Source organism: Pedobacter sp. AK013, assembly GCF_014205835.1.
Classification (GTDB): Bacteria; Bacteroidota; Bacteroidia; order Sphingobacteriales; family Sphingobacteriaceae; genus Pedobacter.
In genome coordinates this window covers 92,438-108,608 of sequence record NZ_JACHCQ010000015.1, presented here as the reverse complement: position 1 = coordinate 108,608, position 16,171 = coordinate 92,438, and the positions used below count along the sequence as shown (strand labels likewise).

Below are 16,171 nucleotides of genomic sequence, written 5' to 3'. Positions count from 1 at the left end.
GTGTTCAATAGTTCTATAGACACAAAATTTATTCGCCATGCGCAGATACATCAAATATATTGTCGTACTCATTTTGCTTGTAGCGCCTTATGCAATCAAAGCTCAGGATATCCCACAAGTTTGGGATCTGAAAAAGGCAATCGAGTATGCTAAAGAAAAAAATATCAGTATCAATACCTTAAAGCTGAGTTCTCAAACGGCTGAGCAAAATTTAATCGCTTCAAAAGCCGCTGTACTGCCAAATTTATCTGGAAATGTTTCGCAAGCTATTACCAATTATAAATCGGGTTTACAAAACACCAGTGGTTTTGGCTTAAGTTCAGAGATAACGTTGTACAATGGAAGTTATTTAAAAAACGACATCAAGTCTAAAGAACTCAGCCTGCAAACCGCAAATCTATCAGTAGAAGCAGCCCAAAATGATATTACTATTTCCATCACCCAGGCTTATCTGAATATTTTATTGGCCAGAGAAAACATCACCTATTTAAAAGATCTGTTGACTACCAGCGAAGCCCAGGTTAAACAATCAGCGCAACAATATAAGTTTGGAACCATTGCCAAAAAAGATTTGTTGCAGTTGCAGGCCACTTACGCCAATGATAAATATACTTTGGTTACTGCACAAAATACTTTACAGCAAAATATTTTAACCTTAAAACAACTGTTGCAATTGCCTACATCTACTCCTTTTGAAGTAAGCGCAACAGATACCGTTGCAGTAGCCCCGGCATTGGATAATTTAGCTTCGGCACAAGATCAGGCACTACGTACCCGTCCGGAAATTAAAAGCGGAGAATTGAATATACAGCTTCAAACCACCGAACTTGAGAAAGCAAAATCAACCTTACGTCCAACGCTGAGTTTAGGGGGATCGCTAAATACAGGTTATAGCAATAATAATGTAGGCGGTTACGGCTATCAGTTAAATAATAGTTTTTACCAAAACTTAGGTTTAACACTCTCAATTCCGATTTTTGATAGAAAAGTCACCAAAACAAATGTTGCCAAGGCTAACATTGGTATTGAGCAGGCCCGCCTATCACTTTTAGATGCCAAAACAACACTGACTCAAAATGTAGAACGTGCTTACATTAACGTGCAAAACGCAAACAGCCAGTATGCCGCAGCACAAGAGCAGTTTAACTATACCCGCGAGGCTCTACGCATTTCAAATGCAGCATTAAAAGAAGGTACTAACAACATTGTAGAAAACCTTCAACAGAAAAATTTATATGTACAGGCTTTACAGGCCTTTGTTCAGGCTAAATATACAGCAAGCCTTTATACCAAGATCTATAATTTTTATACAGGAATTCCTATTACTAATTAAAATATATGATGATGGCCACCGCCTAGTCCAATTAATATTTGATCATGAAAAAGAAAACAATATTTACTATCATCGGCATAGCAGTTGCATTATTTGCAGTTTGGTACCTCGCTTTGCGCAAAAAAGAACAGGTAGTTGTTCTCGAAACAGAAAAACCTAAAATGGGTTATATTTCAGAAAACGTTACAGCAACAGGTAAAGTGCAACCGGTAGATACGGTGGCTGTGGGTACTCAGGTTTCGGGAACCATCAAAACGCTTTATGCCGATTTTAACTCGAAGGTTAAAAAAGGACAACTATTGGCCGAACTCGACAAAACTTTATTTGAGGCCACTGTAAATCAATATCAGGCTAATTTGGTCAGTGCTCAGAGTGCTTTGGTTTACCAACAGGGTAATTTCGGTCGTCAAAGTAATTTGTATAAAGTTGGCGCGGTAAGTAAAGCCGATTACGACAATGCGCTGTATACTTACAATGCTTCAAAAGCATCGGTTAACAGCATTAAGGCTCAACTTGCATCGGCTCAAAAGAACCTATCACTGGCTAGTATTTATTCTCCGATTGACGGAACGGTACTCTCTAGAAGTGTAAGTGAAGGAACAACCGTGGCGGCAAGCTTTAGCACACCAACCATCTTCAGTATTGCAAAAGACTTGACCAAAATGCAGGTAGAAGCCTCTGTGGATGAGGCAGATGTGGGCGACATCTCGAAAGGTGAAAGGGCAACATTTACCGTTGATGCCTTTTTAAACGATACTTTTAAAGGCATTATACAAGAAATCAGATTAAGTCCGTCCGTTTCATCAAATGTGGTTACCTATAAAACCATCATTAATACTTCAAATGATGCGAATAAGTTAAAACCCGGTATGACGGCAAACATTACCATCTTCACCAAAGAAGTTAACAATGCCTTGCTTATTCCTACAAAAGCTATAAAATTTGCTCCGGATTCAACTTTAGCAGGTAAATATCAAATGAGCTGGGTTAATCCAGACAGAAAACCGGCCGGAGCCGACGAAGCTTATGTTTGGGTACAAAAAAGTCCGAAAGAACTGGTGCAGAAGAAAATTAAAATCGGTATAAACGACAATACACATGTTGAAGTTTTATCAGGATTAGCAACGGCAGATGTAGTGATTACAGGTTCACAGCGCATGGGTAAAAGCGAGGCGGCGGCACAAGGTCAATCTAGTCCTTTTATGCCAAAACGCCTAGGCGGTAACAGAAGAAGATAATGGAACAGAAGATATTAGATATACACGATTTAAAACGTGAGTTTGTAATGGGCGATCAAACCGTAAGGGCTTTGAAAGGTATCACCTTTGATATTAAGGCCGGCGAATTTGTAACCATTATGGGTAGTAGTGGCTCAGGTAAAACTACACTTTTAAATATATTGGGCTGTTTAGATAAACCAACAGAAGGCAGTTATCTACTTGATGGCATAGATGTTAAAGGTTTAAATCGCGATGAACTGGCGGGTTTGCGGAATACCAAGATCGGTTTTGTTTTCCAGGCTTATAACCTGTTGCCCAGAACATCGGCGCTGGAAAATGTAGAGCTACCCTTATTTTATAATAAAACCATCACGGCTGAAGAACGTAAAGAAAGGGCCGTAAAATCGCTCGAATCGGTGAAACTTGCTGAGCGTTTTGATCATACTCCTAGTCAGCTTTCTGGTGGTCAGCAGCAGCGTGTGGCCATTGCCAGGGCATTGGTTAATCATCCTGTTATGATTTTGGCCGATGAGGCTACCGGAAATCTGGATACGCGTACCTCTTATGAGATTATGGCTTTGATGCAGGAACTGAATGCAGAAGGAAAAACCATTGTTTTTGTAACGCATGAACCTGATATTGCTGCTTTTAGTACCAGAACCATTATGCTTAGGGACGGGAAAATCCAAAAGGACAGTATTAACCAAAATCAACGTTCGGCCAAAGAGGCACTTGCCAGTTTACCAGAATCTGATGATTACTAATTTGAGAAGATCATGAGCATTATAAATTTATTAAAGATTGCCTTTAGGGCATTAAAAAGAAATAAGCTACGTGCTTTTTTAACCATGCTCGGTATCATTATCGGTGTGGCTGCGGTAATTGCCATGATGGCTATTGGTGAGGGTTCGAAACAAAGTATTAAGTCTTCATTATCAGGAATGGGCTCGAATATGATTACCATTATGCCCCAAAGCAATGAACCTGGAGGTGTGCGTTTGCAGGGAAGCAGTATTCAGACCTTAAAACTAGAAGATATTACTGCTATTAAAAAACTGCAATCCAAAAATATAAATGGTTTATCGCCTGTGGTTTCCACTAACGGACAGGCCATTAAAGGTGGTTATAACTGGCCAACTACCATTACCGGAGTGAGTCCAGATTATTTGAACATCCGCCAATTAAAACTTCAGGATGGTATTCTTTTCTCTGAAAATGATGTAAAAAGCTTTGCAAAAGTTTGTCTTTTAGGTAAAACAGTTATCGATAATCTATTTCCTGATGGAAGTAACCCAATCGGTCAGATTATACGCTTTAAAAATATTCCTTTCCAGGTAATAGGTGTTTTAGTGCCTAAAGGACAAAGTAATTTCGGACAGGATCAGGACGATATTATCGTCGCTCCTTACACTACTGTACAAAAAAGGATTACCGCAACTAATTATCTACAGAGTATTTATGCTTCTGCAACAACGGAGGCTTCGAGCGCCGCTGCCACAACCGAAATATCGGAAGCCATAAGAGAAAGCCATAGGTTAACTGCAGCAGAAACAGACGATTTCCAGGTACGTACACAGGCCGAATTAATCAGCACGATCAGTTCTACCAGCAGTATGTTAACTGTTCTTTTAACTGCTATTGCAGGTATTTCACTCTTTATTGGTGGTATTGGGATTATGAATATTATGTATGTTTCGGTAACCGAGCGCACTCGCGAAATCGGTCTTCGTATGTCTATCGGTGCCCGTGGACAAGATGTTTTGATGCAATTTTTAATAGAGGCTATTTTAATCAGCATTACTGGCGGAATTATTGGCGTAGTTCTGGGGATAAGTTCAGCATACCTCATTTCCTATTTCTTAAACTGGCCAATTTTAATTGCTGAATCTTCAATCATTATTTCCTTTGTTGTGTGTGCCATTACAGGTGTTTTCTTTGGGTATTACCCTGCAAAGAAAGCATCAAACTTAGATCCTATCGATGCATTAAGATATGAATAACGACAACCAACATCAGGATACGAGCTGTTGGGATCTCAAAGCATTTAATATTATCGCATTGGATAAATTCAGATTGATAGAAATGCTGAAAGAACATAATAAATAATAACTTAGTGATGCAAAGCGCCAAAGAAAAAATAATGACGATTAATTTCTCCAAAAAATGGATAAAAATTTCACTGCATATCTTTGTATGGGTAGTTTTGATCACATTACCGTATATTATTAATTTGAACAGAAGTCGCCCGCCCCGCCCACTAAGTAATGATGAAGAAACCCAGTTTTTACGTTTAAATTTCATCAATTACTTTTACCTAATCGCTGTATTTTATCTAAATAATAAGGTTTTAATACCTTCATTCTTCTATAAAAAAAGATACTTGTGGTATGGTTTATTGTTTATCGGCTGTTTACTCCTATCCATCACCATTCATTCTATATTATTCAGGATTTTACTGCCCGATTTTAATTTCAACCTCGGCAGAACCCTTTGGTTCAACACCTCTTCTTTTTTATTAACCATAGCAGCCAGCACCGCTTTTACGATGATTTCTGACCGGATCAAGGAAGAAAAAAGATCTTTACAGCGCGAACAGGAAAACATGAAAACCGAACTTTCATTTTTACGTTCACAGATTAGCCCGCATTTTATTTTCAATGTGCTGAACAATATTGTGGCACTGGTAAGGTTAAAAAGCAGCGAATTGGAGCCAACAGTAATGAAATTATCGGGTTTGATGCAATATATGTTATACGAAACCGACGAAGAAAAAGTATCGATCAAAACAGAAACAGAATACCTGCAGGCCTATATCGATCTTCAAAAACAACGTTTTGGCAAAAAAGTAGCGATAAAAACAAACATCGAAATTGAAAGTGAGTTTGATGAAATAGAACCGATGTTGTTGATACCATTTATCGAAAATGCCTTTAAACACGGTGTCGCGATGATCGAAACCCCACAAATATTTATTGATTTAAAAACAGAAGATGAGTTCTTGACCTTTGAAGTGAGAAATAAATTCAACGAAGATGAAAATGAAATAAAGGATGGCGCATCGGGCATTGGTCTTGCAAATGTGAGCCGGCGCTTAAACCTGCTATATGGAAAAAACCACCACCTGAAAATAGAAAAAAAAGAGGGCTGGTTTAATGTAAACCTCAGTTTAAAATTAACGGTATGATAAAGTGTTTAGCCATTGATGATGAGCCTTTAGCCCTGCAGTTACTCGCTGATAACATTAGCCGTATTCCGTTTTTGGAGCTGGTAGCTAGCTGTGATGATGCTTTTGCTGCTAATAAAATTATGCAGGAACAATCGATAGATCTCATTTTTATCGATATCCAGATGCCGGGTATTACGGGTTTACAATTTATCCAAAGTTTGGTTAAAAAGCCAATGGTAATTATTGTAACTGCCTATAAACAATATGCTTTGGATGGTTTTGCTCTTGATGTGATAGATTATTTAATGAAACCGGTATCGCTCGAGCGTTTTATGAAAGCATGTAATAAAGCCAAAGATCTTTACGAACTTAGGCAGTCAGCGGAACATACCAATCTCCCCAAGCGTGATTACATGTTCGTAAATGTGGGTTATAGCTTAATGAAGATCAGTTTCGCAGACATTACTTATGTTGAAGGGCTTAAAGATTATATTCAGATCCATACTTCAACCAGCCCCAGGGCCGCGGTGGTACGCATGAGCATGAAAAATATAGAAGAACAACTGCCCACTTATTTCGAGAGGATCCATAAATCATTTATCGTAAATATCAACAAAATAACATCCATTAGAAAAAATGCTTTATTTATATCGGATAAGGAGTTACCTGTAAGCGATAGTTACAAACAGGTAATTGAAAAGTTGATAAAATAAAAGCATTTATCATATATATTGTACGCCTTTAGCACCTTAGATGAACTATATTTTATTCGGCATTGCAGCCATAATACTTTTAATGTTATTTGCTCTTTTTGATGCGAGAAAAAAGAAAAAGCAGATTTTAAAAGACCTTAAAGACAGCTGGGGAAAAGAAAAAACAGAACCTATCAATTTCGATAAGGCAAGTTGGTATTCAACCTATATAAAGGAAAAGGTATTTCATACACTTTCTCACCAAACCATGGCCGATATCGATTTCGATCAGTTATTTGCCAAGATAGATCGTACCACAAGCAAAATTGGCCAACAATTCCTCTACAATAAACTTGCAAAACCCACTGGTAACATAGAGGAGCTTGAAAAGCTAAAAGATCAGGCCGATTTTTTTACCAAACACCAAGAGATCAGAGAAAAGGTCCTAACCGAACTTATAAAATTAAACAGTAACGAAACTTACTCAGTAGTACTATTGTTAAATGATAAGTTGGTAGAAAAGCCATCCTGGTTTAAATGGCTTTCTATAGATCTGCTTATTTTATCAATCTTATTGATTTTATCCATTAAAGTTTCAGTCTGTTTAATATTGGCACTTCTACTGATTACATTTAATGCCACTTATTTAAACTATTGGAATAAAAAACATTTACTTTTTTTCACTAAATCACTCTCGCAGCTTAATATTTTAATTAATGTTTCGAGAAAACTGGTAAAGGAAAAAATACCATTTGAGTCTTATAAAATAAAAAACGCTATTCCGATGTTCAGGAAATTTCAACGAAGAATCGGCATTCTTTATCAAGATTTCAGTCAAAATAATCAAGGCGATTTAAGTCAGGTGCCACTTTACCTATTCGAGATCATTAAAGCAATTTTCTTGATCGAAATCTTTACTTTTTTCAAGTTGATCAAGCTCATCGAAAACAATCAGAATGATATTTTAAACCTTTACCAATATGTTGGATCGATAGATGCAGCAATAGCTGTAGCTTCATTAAAGAAAAGTGAACAGATCTGCGAACCCCAATTTACAGAGCCACATAAAGGAATTGAAATTAAAGGCATTAGGCATCCCCTGATTAAAAATTGTATCGAAAATGAAGTGAAGTTAGATCAAAAAAGCATGTTGATTACTGGTTCAAATATGTCTGGTAAATCAACTTTTCTCCGTACTGTTGCTATCAATTCATTATTGGCCCAAACCATTTATATTTGTTTTGCAGAATTTTATAGTGCACCATTTTTCAAGTTGCACACTTCAATAAGGATCGACGATAACTTATTTCAGGGTAAAAGTTATTTTTTAGAGGAAGTTGATGTAATGTCTACACTGATTGAAGCAGTTAAAAATCCTGATCAGAATCTTTTTATTCTTGATGAAGTATTTAAAGGTACCAATACGATAGAAAGAATTGCTGCAGCCAAAGCCATATTGTCGCATTTAAACCATGAGCAAAACTTAACTTTTGTGGCTACGCACGATATCGAATTATCTAATATGCTTGCGGAAGAGTACGAACTTTATCATTTTACCGAAGCAATAACCGATAATGAGCTTATTTTTGATCATAAACTAAAAGAAGGTCCGCTTAAAACAAAAAATGCGATCAAAATTTTAGAAATCTCTAATTATCCGAAGGAAATTATTCAGGAAGCATTGCGGATTAGTAAGGATTTAAGTTCTTAAAGTTGCTTCTCATAACGTACAAATGTTTAGTGATTTTTCGTTCCTCGAATACATTCAACAATAATCTATTATTGATGGTTGATCAAATATTTTGTATTTTTGATTATACAATAATTGTCATGACTATAATCGCACATCCTAAAAATAAAAAACAAGAGGCAGCAATTGAAGCTATTTTAAAAGCTTTAGATGTTTCTTTTCAAAAAGAAGAGGAAAGTCCTTACAATCCAGAATTTGTAGCAAAAGTAAAAGCAAGAGCTGCTAGTGCTGAAAAAGGTAATGTAACGAGAATTAAAGACCCTAATAATATATGGGAAAGTATTTTATAGAAGTTGAAAAGCTTGCAAAAAAAGACCTAGAAGCACATTATAAATCTGGAGATAAATCTTCAATTAAGCGAATAAACCATATTTTCTTAGAACTGTCAGAGCATCCAGAGACAGGAATTGGTAAACCTGAAAAATTAAAGTTCGACTTATCGGGTTATTGGTCAAGACAGATAAACCGGAAAGATAGACTAATATATAAAATAGAAGAAAACATCGTAACCGTTACTATAGTTTCAGCACTTGGTCATTACGGCGATAAATAAATTATACCGTCTTCACCTCGTCTTCGCTATAATCCTTGATATCAGTAATATACCCATTTATCAAAAGGAAATCGAATAAAGGTTTTGCCTCTGGCGTAACTTGCATATTTGCCGTAGTAATTACCTCATTGGTCTTTTTGTCTAGGAAAGGATAAGCAAATAACCGCACATTGGTGTTAAACATATCGTTCACATAGCTTAATAACTGACCTGAATAATTATCTCCGGTAAAATTTTTAGAATTGAATACAAATTTTAAGTTGTTGATGTTTGTTGCCAAGCCAACACTTTTAGGTTTGCACCTCGCCAAATATTTAGCCAGGCGGTTGTGGCGGGTAAAGTTAGATACGATCACGATGTTACCCGTATCGCACATTTCCTGTGCTCTTTTAGCCACTGTTTCCAGGTCGATATCATCAGGAGTCTCTTGTCCATCCGTTAAAACGTTGGTTAACAAAACCTCAATCATTACTGCCAGGTTCCCCTCTGCTACCTTGTTTGTACGTTTGAACTGATCGGTAGCTTTATTAAAAAGGTTAAAGTTAGGCAACGATTTCTGACCATATTTTGTCCTTAAAATCATGATATCCTTTTTGTACAAAAGATCTTTGGCCTGACGGGGGTGCGCATCTGCATCGAAAATTGCTGCTGCCGAGAAATCCTTCATAATCATATACAGATTAAGCAAGATATTGTCTACACCTGGAAAAGCCGGCCCTTTTACCGAAATCAGATCGATTTCTACAGATCCGATGGTTAAGTTATCAGCTAAAGATTCTACCATCAATTTTGGGTCTTGATAATGGTAAAATGCTGCATAAAGTAGGTTAACACCAATTATCCCTAAAACGCGCTGTTGCATATTTACGTCTGTATCCAACAAACGTACGTGGAAAAATATTTCGTTTGGTAAACCACCTGGCTCGTTCTGGAAACGAAGACCAACCCAGCCATGAGGCTCGTTGGTACGTTTATAATTCAGGGTAGTAACAGTATCAGCAAAGGCAAAAAAAGTACGGCTTTCGTATTTTTCGCCCGACAAACGTTCATTAAGTAGACCGAATTCGTGATCAAGCATCTGCAAAAGGCGGTTCTGACTTACATAACGGCCATTGGTTTCTGCTCCATAAATAGCATCGCTAAAAGTCATGTCGTAAGCCGACATCGTTTTGGCAACTGTTCCAGATGCTGCACCAGCATTAAAAAAGTTTCTCGAAACTTCCTGTCCCGCTCCTATCTCGGCAAAGGTGCCGTAAATTCGTGGGTCAAGGTTTATTTTAAGTGCTTTACGCTTTGTATCCAGAATTTCTCTCTCCATGCCGCAAAAGTACGAAAATGGTTCATTAGTTCAATTGTAAATTGGTTTCATTGTCTAATTTCCATGAATAAAACTGATCACAAATGAACTAATGACCAAGGCACCAAGGCACTAAACAAAATAAGGTTAATGCCATCCAGCATTAACCTTATAAAACCTAAACTTAAACTATTATGAAACCTGCATCAACTATCCATCGCAACTATATCAAATCCACCTGATGCAAGCTTCATAAACTTTGAAAAAACTAAACTATTATGAAAAATCCTCTCTCGAGAAAATCTTTATTACGATACTACAATTTCTTTGTGTTGCAATTTAGCATCGTCTTTTTTGCTGATGTTAATAGACAATATACCATCTTTATATTCTGCAGTAATATTATCACCATCAGCACTATCTGGTAAGTTAAATGACCTTGCAAATGAGCTATAATCAAATTCCTTACGTGTAAAATCTTTTGCTACCTGGGTTTCGTCTTTTTTAACCTCGGCCCAAACAGAAAGCGTGTCTTTCTTTAAATTGATCTGAAAATCTTCTTTCTTCAAACCTGGAGCAGCTAATTCGATTACATATGCACCTTCATTTTCATAAATGTTCACATTTGGCGATTTATCAACCATTTTGTTTTTACTTACGGCATCGCTAAACAATGAATCGAAAACATTGTTAAAGTAAGGAGCTGTGTTACGGGTTCTGTTGTTAAAATTTACTAGTGTCATATCGCTTATTCTTTATTTTTTTAATTTTTAAATTGATAATACACCATATTCAACTTACATACCAAACCAAATATTTATGATTTTTAAGACATTTTGGCAAAACAAATCTAAATTAAAAGACAAATTGGCAGAAATAAAGGGTTTTTCAGACAAATTCAATTTTAAAACCAATATTCATTTGCGTTTTATTGATTTTGATATGATGGGGCATGTAAACAATTCGATCTACTTTACCTATCTGGAAATTGCCAGAACAAAATACTGGGAAGAAATTGTGAAATGGGATTGGGAAAAAACAGGTGTTGTAATTGCTCATGCCGAACTAGACTATATTTTACCGATAATAATGAACGATAAAATTGCAATCTACGTTAAAACATCGCGCATAGGCAATACGAGTTTCGATTTGGAATATCAGCTTGTTAAGCTAAAAGGTAGCGAAGAGGTAATCTGCAGCAAAGGAAAAACAGTATGTATAGCTATTGATTACACCACAGGCAAACCCACAGCAATTCCTGAAGAAGAAAAACAAAAAATGCTTGTTTTTGAACAGCTAGAATAAAGTAGTCGTTATGCTGAACTTGTTTCAGGGTCTTAATATACTTTATTATTAAGACCCTGAAACAAGTTCATGGTGACGAATAAAATTAATCAGGCATAATTTTGCCAGGATTTAATATCCCATTTGGATCAAATACATTCTTAACACCCCTCATTAAATTAAGATGGATTTCAGAGTACTTAATTGGCATAAAATCTTTTTGGACCAAGCCAATACCGTGCTCGCCCGATAATGTTCCACCCAAAGCCGTGGTTAATTCGAATATTTCGGCAATACCGAATTTGAGTTTGTTTTTCCAGTCTTCATCACTCATTCCGGCTTTAATAATATTTACATGCAGGTTTCCATCGCCTGCATGCCCGTAACAAACACTTTCAAAGCCATATTTGGTACCAATTTCTTTTATACCATTAACAAGTTTAGGTAAAGCTGCCCGTGGTACAACCGTATCTTCCTCCTTATAAACAGAGTTTGATTTAACAGATTCTGCCATGGTTCTACGCATCCGCCACAGCTCTTCTTTCTGAGCAGCAGTATCGGCAAATAATACTTCCGTACAATTATGTTCTTCTAAAACGATATTGGTTTTCTCACAGTTTTTAAAAATATCATCCAAATCATCTCCGTCAAACTCAATCATTAACAGGGCAGCAACACCATCTTTTAAATCGAATTTAATATCATCGAATTTAATTACCCACTCTACTCCTTTCCGCTCCATAAACTCTAAAGCCGATGGCGTTACGCCTGCTCTAAAAATTGCGGAAACCGCTGCACATGCATCTTCATTAGTGCTAAAAGAGCCCATCATTAAAACGGATTGACTTGGTTTAGGCAATAATTTAGTCACAATTTTGGTCACCACAGCTAGCGTACCTTCCGATCCGATCATCAACTGTGTTAAGTTATAACCCGATGCATATTTTAAAGTATTGGCACCAGTCCATATAATATCACCATTGGGCAGAACTACTTCAAGATTTAAGATATATTCGCGTATAGTGCCATATTTTACTACCCTTGGTCCGCCAGAGCCATGCGCCACGTTACCACCAATAAAGCAAGATCCTTTACTGCTTGGATCTACAGGATATAAAAGGCCCTTTTCAGCTACAGCATTAATAAATTCTTCGGTAATCACCCCTGGCTCAACGGTTGCCTGTAAGTTTTCGGTATCAATATCAAGAATAGCCTTAAACTTTTCCATCGATAAAGAAACACCGCCGTAAATCGGCAAGGCAGCCCCACTCAAACCCGTTCCACCTCCACGTGGCGTAACCGGAACATGATATGTATTACAGATTTTCAATAAAGCAGAAACTTCTTCGGGTGAAGTTGGCTTTACCACAAGCTCTGGCTGGTAACGTAAATCCTCAGTTTCGTCATGACTGTAATTTTCTAAACTATCAGCATCAGTAAAAACCTTATCTGCTCCAATAGCAGCTTTAATTTCTGCTAAAATTTCAGCATTTATCTTCGTAAAATTCATTTTAATTGGCTGATGTGTAAGTAAGTTTAACAAAAGAATGCCCAATCTGGCCAGGCATTGGTGGGTTTAATTTCTTCATACTCACCTGTACAGTTTCAACAAAAGGATATAATTCAATTACTTTAGAAATAATATTCTTCAAAACAGTTTCCAAAAGCTTTTGTGTATGTTTCATTTCTTCGAGAATGATAGTATTCAAATCTTCATAGTTAACGGTCTGCCCTAGTTCATCATCAAAACCTTGTGGTGTAAATTCTGTTTCAAGATCTACAACAAAATGATTTCCAATAAGTTGCTCTTCTGGGTAATATCCATGTAAGGCAAAGCATTTTACATCTTTTAAAGCTACGGTTTGTTTGAAATGGCTCATGTATGTTTTGTATGCTGCAAAATTAATTTTTTATTCATGAATATAATGCCCCTTGCCGTAAATTGTTACCTTTGAAATTAACGCGATTTCTTAACCAGATAACACGAATTACATGAGCAAATCAGTAAAAAAAGACCTATACGAGGCGCCAGACTATTATTTATTGGATGAATTGTTAACCGATGAGCACAAATTAATTCGTGCTACAGCCAGGGATTGGGTAAAAAAAGAAGTTAGCCCCGTGATTGAAGATTATGCACAAAAAGCAGAATTTCCAAAACATTTAATAAAAGGTCTGGCCGATATTGGTGCTTTCGGCCCAACCATTCCGGTTGAGTACGGCGGTGCAGGCTTGGATTATACAGCTTATGGGATTTTGATGCAGGAAATAGAACGTGGCGATTCAGGTATCCGCTCTACTGCATCCGTTCAGGGCTCGTTGGTGATGTACCCAATTTATGCTTATGGAACCGAAGAACAGCGTAAAAAATACCTGCCAAAATTGGCCAGTGGCGAAATGATGGGCTGTTTCGGTTTAACAGAACCAGATCATGGCTCCAATCCGGGTGGTATGGTAACCAATATTAAAGATGCTGGAAGCCATTATATTCTTAATGGTGCCAAAATGTGGATCAGTAATGCACCATTCGCAGATATTGCAGTAGTTTGGGCAAAAGATGAATCGGGTAAGATCAGGGGAATGGTGGTAGAACGTGGGATGGAAGGATTTTCGACTCCTGAAACACACAATAAATGGAGTTTACGTGCTTCGGCAACGGGCGAACTGGTTTTTGATAACGTTAAAGTACCAAAAGAGAATGTTTTTCCTGAAATAAGCGGATTAAAAGGTCCGTTGGGCTGCTTAAATCAGGCCCGTTATGGTATTGCCTGGGGTGCACTGGGTGCAGCAATGGACTGTTATGATACCGCTTTGCGTTATTCGAAAGAGCGTATTCAATTTGGGAAACCTATTGGCGGTTTTCAGTTACAGCAAAAGAAATTGGCAGAAATGGTGACCGAAATTACCAAAGGTCAGCTTTTGGTTTGGCGCTTAGGTGTATTAAAGAGTGAAAATAGAGCGTCTGCAGAGCAGATATCGATGGCCAAAAGAAATAGTGTAGAAATTGCGCTTGATATTGCCCGTAATGCGCGCCAGATGCTTGGTGGTATGGGCATTACCGGCGAGTATTCAATTATGAGGCATATGATGAACCTGGAATCGGTAGTAACTTATGAAGGTACGCACGACATACATTTACTGATTACCGGAATGGATGTAACCGGATTAAACGCTTTTAAATAGTCCTTATCTTAATTTATTCACTCTTATTCGACCTTATTTTCACATTACATCCTTAGTTTTGTGCCTTATATCAAAAAATATTTATGGATTTTAAAAAATACACCTACATACCTGCCCCACCAGAGGAAGTTTATTTAGCCCTTACCAAAGAAACCAGCATAAAATTATGGACAGGTGCTGAAGTAGAGTTTGAAGAGGTGCCAGGCACCGAATTTTCTTTCTGGGATGGAGATATTACAGGCAAAAATATTGAATTTGTTTACGGCAAACAGATTGTGCAACAATGGTATTTTGGAGAAGAAAATGAGCCTTCTATTGTAACTATAAAACTTCACGAGGATAAAAAAGGAACTTCATTGGAGTTTAAACAAACCAATATTCCTGATGAAGATTATAAAGATTTTACGGAAGGTATTCAGGAATATTTCTTGGGCGGTTTGGTAGATTTTTTTGACGAATAAATAAAAATTAAATAATGAAAACTAAAATTATCGCTCTTTCTTCTTTACTTTTCTTTACTGCATTTACTTCCTGTACATCTTATCTTACCCCTGCTATTCTTGGCAATAATATGGGGTATATGCCAAAAGCAATGGGTGCAGACAGTGTTAAAGCATTAACACATGTATCAGCAAGTTATGCCGCTTCTATTTCGCCCAGTGCTGGTACTAATTTCTCATTTGGAATGGCAAATGTAAGCCGGTCTAACACTTTCGAAAAATGGAACATCTCTTATGGTCTTTTTGGTTATGCCGGAAGGGCATCTGGAGGGGATATTGATAACAATCCTAAAAATTTAAAAAATTATTTACCATCCTTCAGGAAATCAGTTGGCGGCGCTGGCTTAAGGCTTTCGGCCGGACCACACCGTAGTTCATCCAATGGAAATACAGATTTCAGGTATTTAAACATAGAAAATGCACTTAGTTTTGAAAGCGGAGATTATACAAAGTTTAGACAGGAGATTTACAACGGCCCTATTCCAGATTATGTAGCTGTTACAAACATGAAAGTACTTTGGACCACCGGACTATCAACTGAAATTGCATGGAGGGTAAGAAACAACCACGATTTCAGGCATGCTTTCAGGCTTTTTATTGGAGGTACGCCTAATTTCAAAAGTAGTTTTAGATCCGGAACCGAAACAAATGAATTCATCAGGGGAAAAAATTCGCTGGGCTGGATTTTTAGTTATTTCTTGTACATTAAGCACTTTTCGCTTTCCTACGAATTGGCTGATAACGTGAACTATGCACAAAAAATAAGCTTCGGCTATTCATTTCAATAAAACATAATAGATCGGCTACTGTTCTGATATAAATAAAATATCATGAACAGAACATTAGGACTTATATTGATCGTTGTGGGCATTGCCATGCTCATCTGGACAGGTTTTACCTATACTAAAAAAGAAAAACTAGTTGATGCTGGCCCTATTCAAATATCTGCTGATAAAGAAAAATCTGTTAACTGGCCTCCTTATGCCGGGGGTATTATTCTAATAGCGGGTGTGATTGTATTTGTGGCTTCCAAAAACAGGAAATAATATCCGAATCTTTTCAGCAAATCATTTCAATTAAATTCAGCAAAGAGCTGAGTTTTTACCTCTTTTTGTTAAGATTTTAAATAATTGATTTACATATAGTTATGGCTTTTTAAAAATAATTTCGCAACATAGTTGCAAAATTATCAT

At 37.0% G+C, this 16,171-nt stretch carries 18 protein-coding genes; 14 read left to right on the top strand and 4 right to left on the bottom strand.

The window, feature by feature from the left end; all coding sequences use genetic code 11:
- Positions 1–37 precede the first annotated feature (37 nt).
- From HDC90_RS12150 to HDC90_RS12110, 9 genes are all read left to right on the top strand, one after another.
- Positions 38–1,333 (top strand): TolC family protein, encoded by a 1,296-nt coding sequence (locus HDC90_RS12150; RefSeq protein ID WP_184466694.1) that lies wholly within the window; start codon positions 38–40, stop codon positions 1,331–1,333.
- Positions 1,334–1,377: 44 nt separating this feature from the next.
- Positions 1,378–2,571, top strand: a complete 1,194-nt coding sequence (locus tag HDC90_RS12145) for an efflux RND transporter periplasmic adaptor subunit (protein ID WP_184466692.1) — start codon at positions 1,378–1,380, stop codon at positions 2,569–2,571.
- Positions 2,571–3,317, top strand: coding sequence for an ABC transporter ATP-binding protein (locus tag HDC90_RS12140; RefSeq protein WP_221451840.1), 747 nt, complete (start codon positions 2,571–2,573; stop codon positions 3,315–3,317). The genes HDC90_RS12145 and HDC90_RS12140 overlap by 1 nt, the downstream gene beginning before the upstream one ends.
- Positions 3,318–3,329: 12 nt before the next feature.
- Entirely contained in the window at positions 3,330–4,553 is a 1,224-nt protein-coding gene (locus tag HDC90_RS12135) for an ABC transporter permease (RefSeq protein ID WP_184466690.1), read from the top strand.
- Between the two features lie 116 nt (positions 4,554–4,669).
- Positions 4,670–5,737 (top strand): sensor histidine kinase, encoded by a 1,068-nt coding sequence (locus HDC90_RS12130; RefSeq protein WP_184466688.1) that lies wholly within the window; start codon positions 4,670–4,672, stop codon positions 5,735–5,737.
- Entirely contained in the window at positions 5,734–6,432 is a 699-nt protein-coding gene (locus tag HDC90_RS12125; protein ID WP_184466686.1) for a LytTR family DNA-binding domain-containing protein, read from the top strand. The genes HDC90_RS12130 and HDC90_RS12125 overlap by 4 nt, the downstream gene beginning before the upstream one ends.
- 40 nt (positions 6,433–6,472) lie before the next feature.
- On the top strand, positions 6,473–8,122 hold the full coding sequence (locus tag HDC90_RS12120; RefSeq protein ID WP_184466684.1) for a DNA mismatch repair protein MutS: 1,650 nt from the start codon (positions 6,473–6,475) through the stop codon (positions 8,120–8,122).
- 74 nt (positions 8,123–8,196) lie between these two features.
- Complete coding sequence (locus HDC90_RS12115) at positions 8,197–8,451, top strand: DUF2683 family protein (RefSeq protein ID WP_184466682.1); 255 nt, start codon at positions 8,197–8,199, stop codon at positions 8,449–8,451.
- Entirely contained in the window at positions 8,433–8,714 is a 282-nt protein-coding gene (locus HDC90_RS12110) for a Txe/YoeB family addiction module toxin (protein ID WP_184466680.1), read from the top strand. Before HDC90_RS12115 ends, HDC90_RS12110 begins: the two co-directional genes overlap by 19 nt.
- A 1-nt stretch (position 8,715) precedes the next feature.
- On the opposite strand, the gene HDC90_RS12105 is transcribed toward HDC90_RS12110, so the two are convergent.
- Positions 8,716–10,032 (bottom strand): nicotinamide mononucleotide adenylyltransferase, encoded by a 1,317-nt coding sequence (locus tag HDC90_RS12105; protein WP_184466678.1) that lies wholly within the window; start codon positions 10,030–10,032, stop codon positions 8,716–8,718.
- Between the two features lie 287 nt (positions 10,033–10,319).
- The gene (locus HDC90_RS12100) at positions 10,320–10,754 is read right to left on the bottom strand and encodes an Hsp20/alpha crystallin family protein (RefSeq protein ID WP_184466676.1); all 435 of its coding nucleotides are present in this window, start codon (positions 10,752–10,754) and stop codon (positions 10,320–10,322) included.
- A gap of 76 nt (positions 10,755–10,830) precedes the next feature.
- On the opposite strand from HDC90_RS12100, the gene HDC90_RS12095 reads away from it, so the two are divergent.
- A complete protein-coding gene (locus tag HDC90_RS12095) occupies positions 10,831–11,316 on the top strand; it encodes a thioesterase family protein (protein WP_184466674.1) in 486 nt (161 codons plus the stop codon).
- An 85-nt stretch (positions 11,317–11,401) separates the two neighbouring features.
- Here HDC90_RS12095 and HDC90_RS12090 read toward each other — a convergent pair whose 3' ends face one another.
- Entirely contained in the window at positions 11,402–12,805 is a 1,404-nt protein-coding gene (locus HDC90_RS12090) for an FAD-binding oxidoreductase (RefSeq protein ID WP_184466672.1), read from the bottom strand.
- Position 12,806: 1 nt separating this feature from the next.
- Positions 12,807–13,175, bottom strand: coding sequence for a dihydroneopterin aldolase (gene folB, locus HDC90_RS12085; protein WP_184466670.1), 369 nt, complete (start codon positions 13,173–13,175; stop codon positions 12,807–12,809).
- 112 nt (positions 13,176–13,287) lie between these two features.
- On the opposite strand from folB, the gene HDC90_RS12080 reads away from it, so the two are divergent.
- The 4 genes from HDC90_RS12080 (at position 13,288) to HDC90_RS12065 (ending at position 16,024) form a co-directional block, all read left to right on the top strand.
- A complete protein-coding gene (locus HDC90_RS12080; protein WP_184466668.1) occupies positions 13,288–14,478 on the top strand; it encodes an acyl-CoA dehydrogenase family protein in 1,191 nt (396 codons plus the stop codon).
- 83 nt (positions 14,479–14,561) lie between these two features.
- Entirely contained in the window at positions 14,562–14,939 is a 378-nt protein-coding gene (locus HDC90_RS12075) for an SRPBCC domain-containing protein (RefSeq protein ID WP_138821203.1), read from the top strand.
- Between the two features lie 14 nt (positions 14,940–14,953).
- A complete protein-coding gene (locus HDC90_RS12070; RefSeq protein WP_184466666.1) occupies positions 14,954–15,766 on the top strand; it encodes a hypothetical protein in 813 nt (270 codons plus the stop codon).
- 42 nt (positions 15,767–15,808) lie between these two features.
- Positions 15,809–16,024 carry a hypothetical protein gene (locus HDC90_RS12065; protein WP_184466664.1) on the top strand — a complete coding sequence of 72 codons (216 nt, stop codon included), beginning with the start codon at positions 15,809–15,811 and terminating at the stop codon, positions 16,022–16,024.
- Positions 16,025–16,171 lie beyond the last annotated feature (147 nt).

What these genes read in the sequence shown, in the direction of transcription:
- HDC90_RS12095 (WP_184466674.1), top strand. Translation starts at nt 10,831, where the DNA reads ATGATTTTTAAGACATTTTGGCAAAACAAATCTAAATTAAAAGACAAA.
- HDC90_RS12105 (WP_184466678.1), bottom strand. Translation starts at nt 10,032, where the DNA reads ATGGAGAGAGAAATTCTGGATACAAAGCGTAAAGCACTTAAAATAAAC.
- HDC90_RS12140 (WP_221451840.1), top strand. Translation starts at nt 2,571, where the DNA reads ATGGAACAGAAGATATTAGATATACACGATTTAAAACGTGAGTTTGTA.
- HDC90_RS12075 (WP_138821203.1), top strand. Translation starts at nt 14,562, where the DNA reads ATGGATTTTAAAAAATACACCTACATACCTGCCCCACCAGAGGAAGTT.
- HDC90_RS12065 (WP_184466664.1), top strand. Translation starts at nt 15,809, where the DNA reads ATGAACAGAACATTAGGACTTATATTGATCGTTGTGGGCATTGCCATG.
- HDC90_RS12120 (WP_184466684.1), top strand. Translation starts at nt 6,473, where the DNA reads ATGAACTATATTTTATTCGGCATTGCAGCCATAATACTTTTAATGTTA.
- HDC90_RS12145 (WP_184466692.1), top strand. Translation starts at nt 1,378, where the DNA reads ATGAAAAAGAAAACAATATTTACTATCATCGGCATAGCAGTTGCATTA.
- HDC90_RS12080 (WP_184466668.1), top strand. Translation starts at nt 13,288, where the DNA reads ATGAGCAAATCAGTAAAAAAAGACCTATACGAGGCGCCAGACTATTAT.
- HDC90_RS12070 (WP_184466666.1), top strand. Translation starts at nt 14,954, where the DNA reads ATGAAAACTAAAATTATCGCTCTTTCTTCTTTACTTTTCTTTACTGCA.
- HDC90_RS12090 (WP_184466672.1), bottom strand. Translation starts at nt 12,805, where the DNA reads ATGAATTTTACGAAGATAAATGCTGAAATTTTAGCAGAAATTAAAGCT.
- folB (WP_184466670.1), bottom strand. Translation starts at nt 13,175, where the DNA reads ATGAGCCATTTCAAACAAACCGTAGCTTTAAAAGATGTAAAATGCTTT.
- HDC90_RS12150 (WP_184466694.1), top strand. Translation starts at nt 38, where the DNA reads ATGCGCAGATACATCAAATATATTGTCGTACTCATTTTGCTTGTAGCG.
- HDC90_RS12130 (WP_184466688.1), top strand. Translation starts at nt 4,670, where the DNA reads ATGCAAAGCGCCAAAGAAAAAATAATGACGATTAATTTCTCCAAAAAA.
- HDC90_RS12115 (WP_184466682.1), top strand. Translation starts at nt 8,197, where the DNA reads ATGGTTGATCAAATATTTTGTATTTTTGATTATACAATAATTGTCATG.
- HDC90_RS12110 (WP_184466680.1), top strand. Translation starts at nt 8,433, where the DNA reads ATGGGAAAGTATTTTATAGAAGTTGAAAAGCTTGCAAAAAAAGACCTA.
- HDC90_RS12135 (WP_184466690.1), top strand. Translation starts at nt 3,330, where the DNA reads ATGAGCATTATAAATTTATTAAAGATTGCCTTTAGGGCATTAAAAAGA.
- HDC90_RS12125 (WP_184466686.1), top strand. Translation starts at nt 5,734, where the DNA reads ATGATAAAGTGTTTAGCCATTGATGATGAGCCTTTAGCCCTGCAGTTA.
- HDC90_RS12100 (WP_184466676.1), bottom strand. Translation starts at nt 10,754, where the DNA reads ATGACACTAGTAAATTTTAACAACAGAACCCGTAACACAGCTCCTTAC.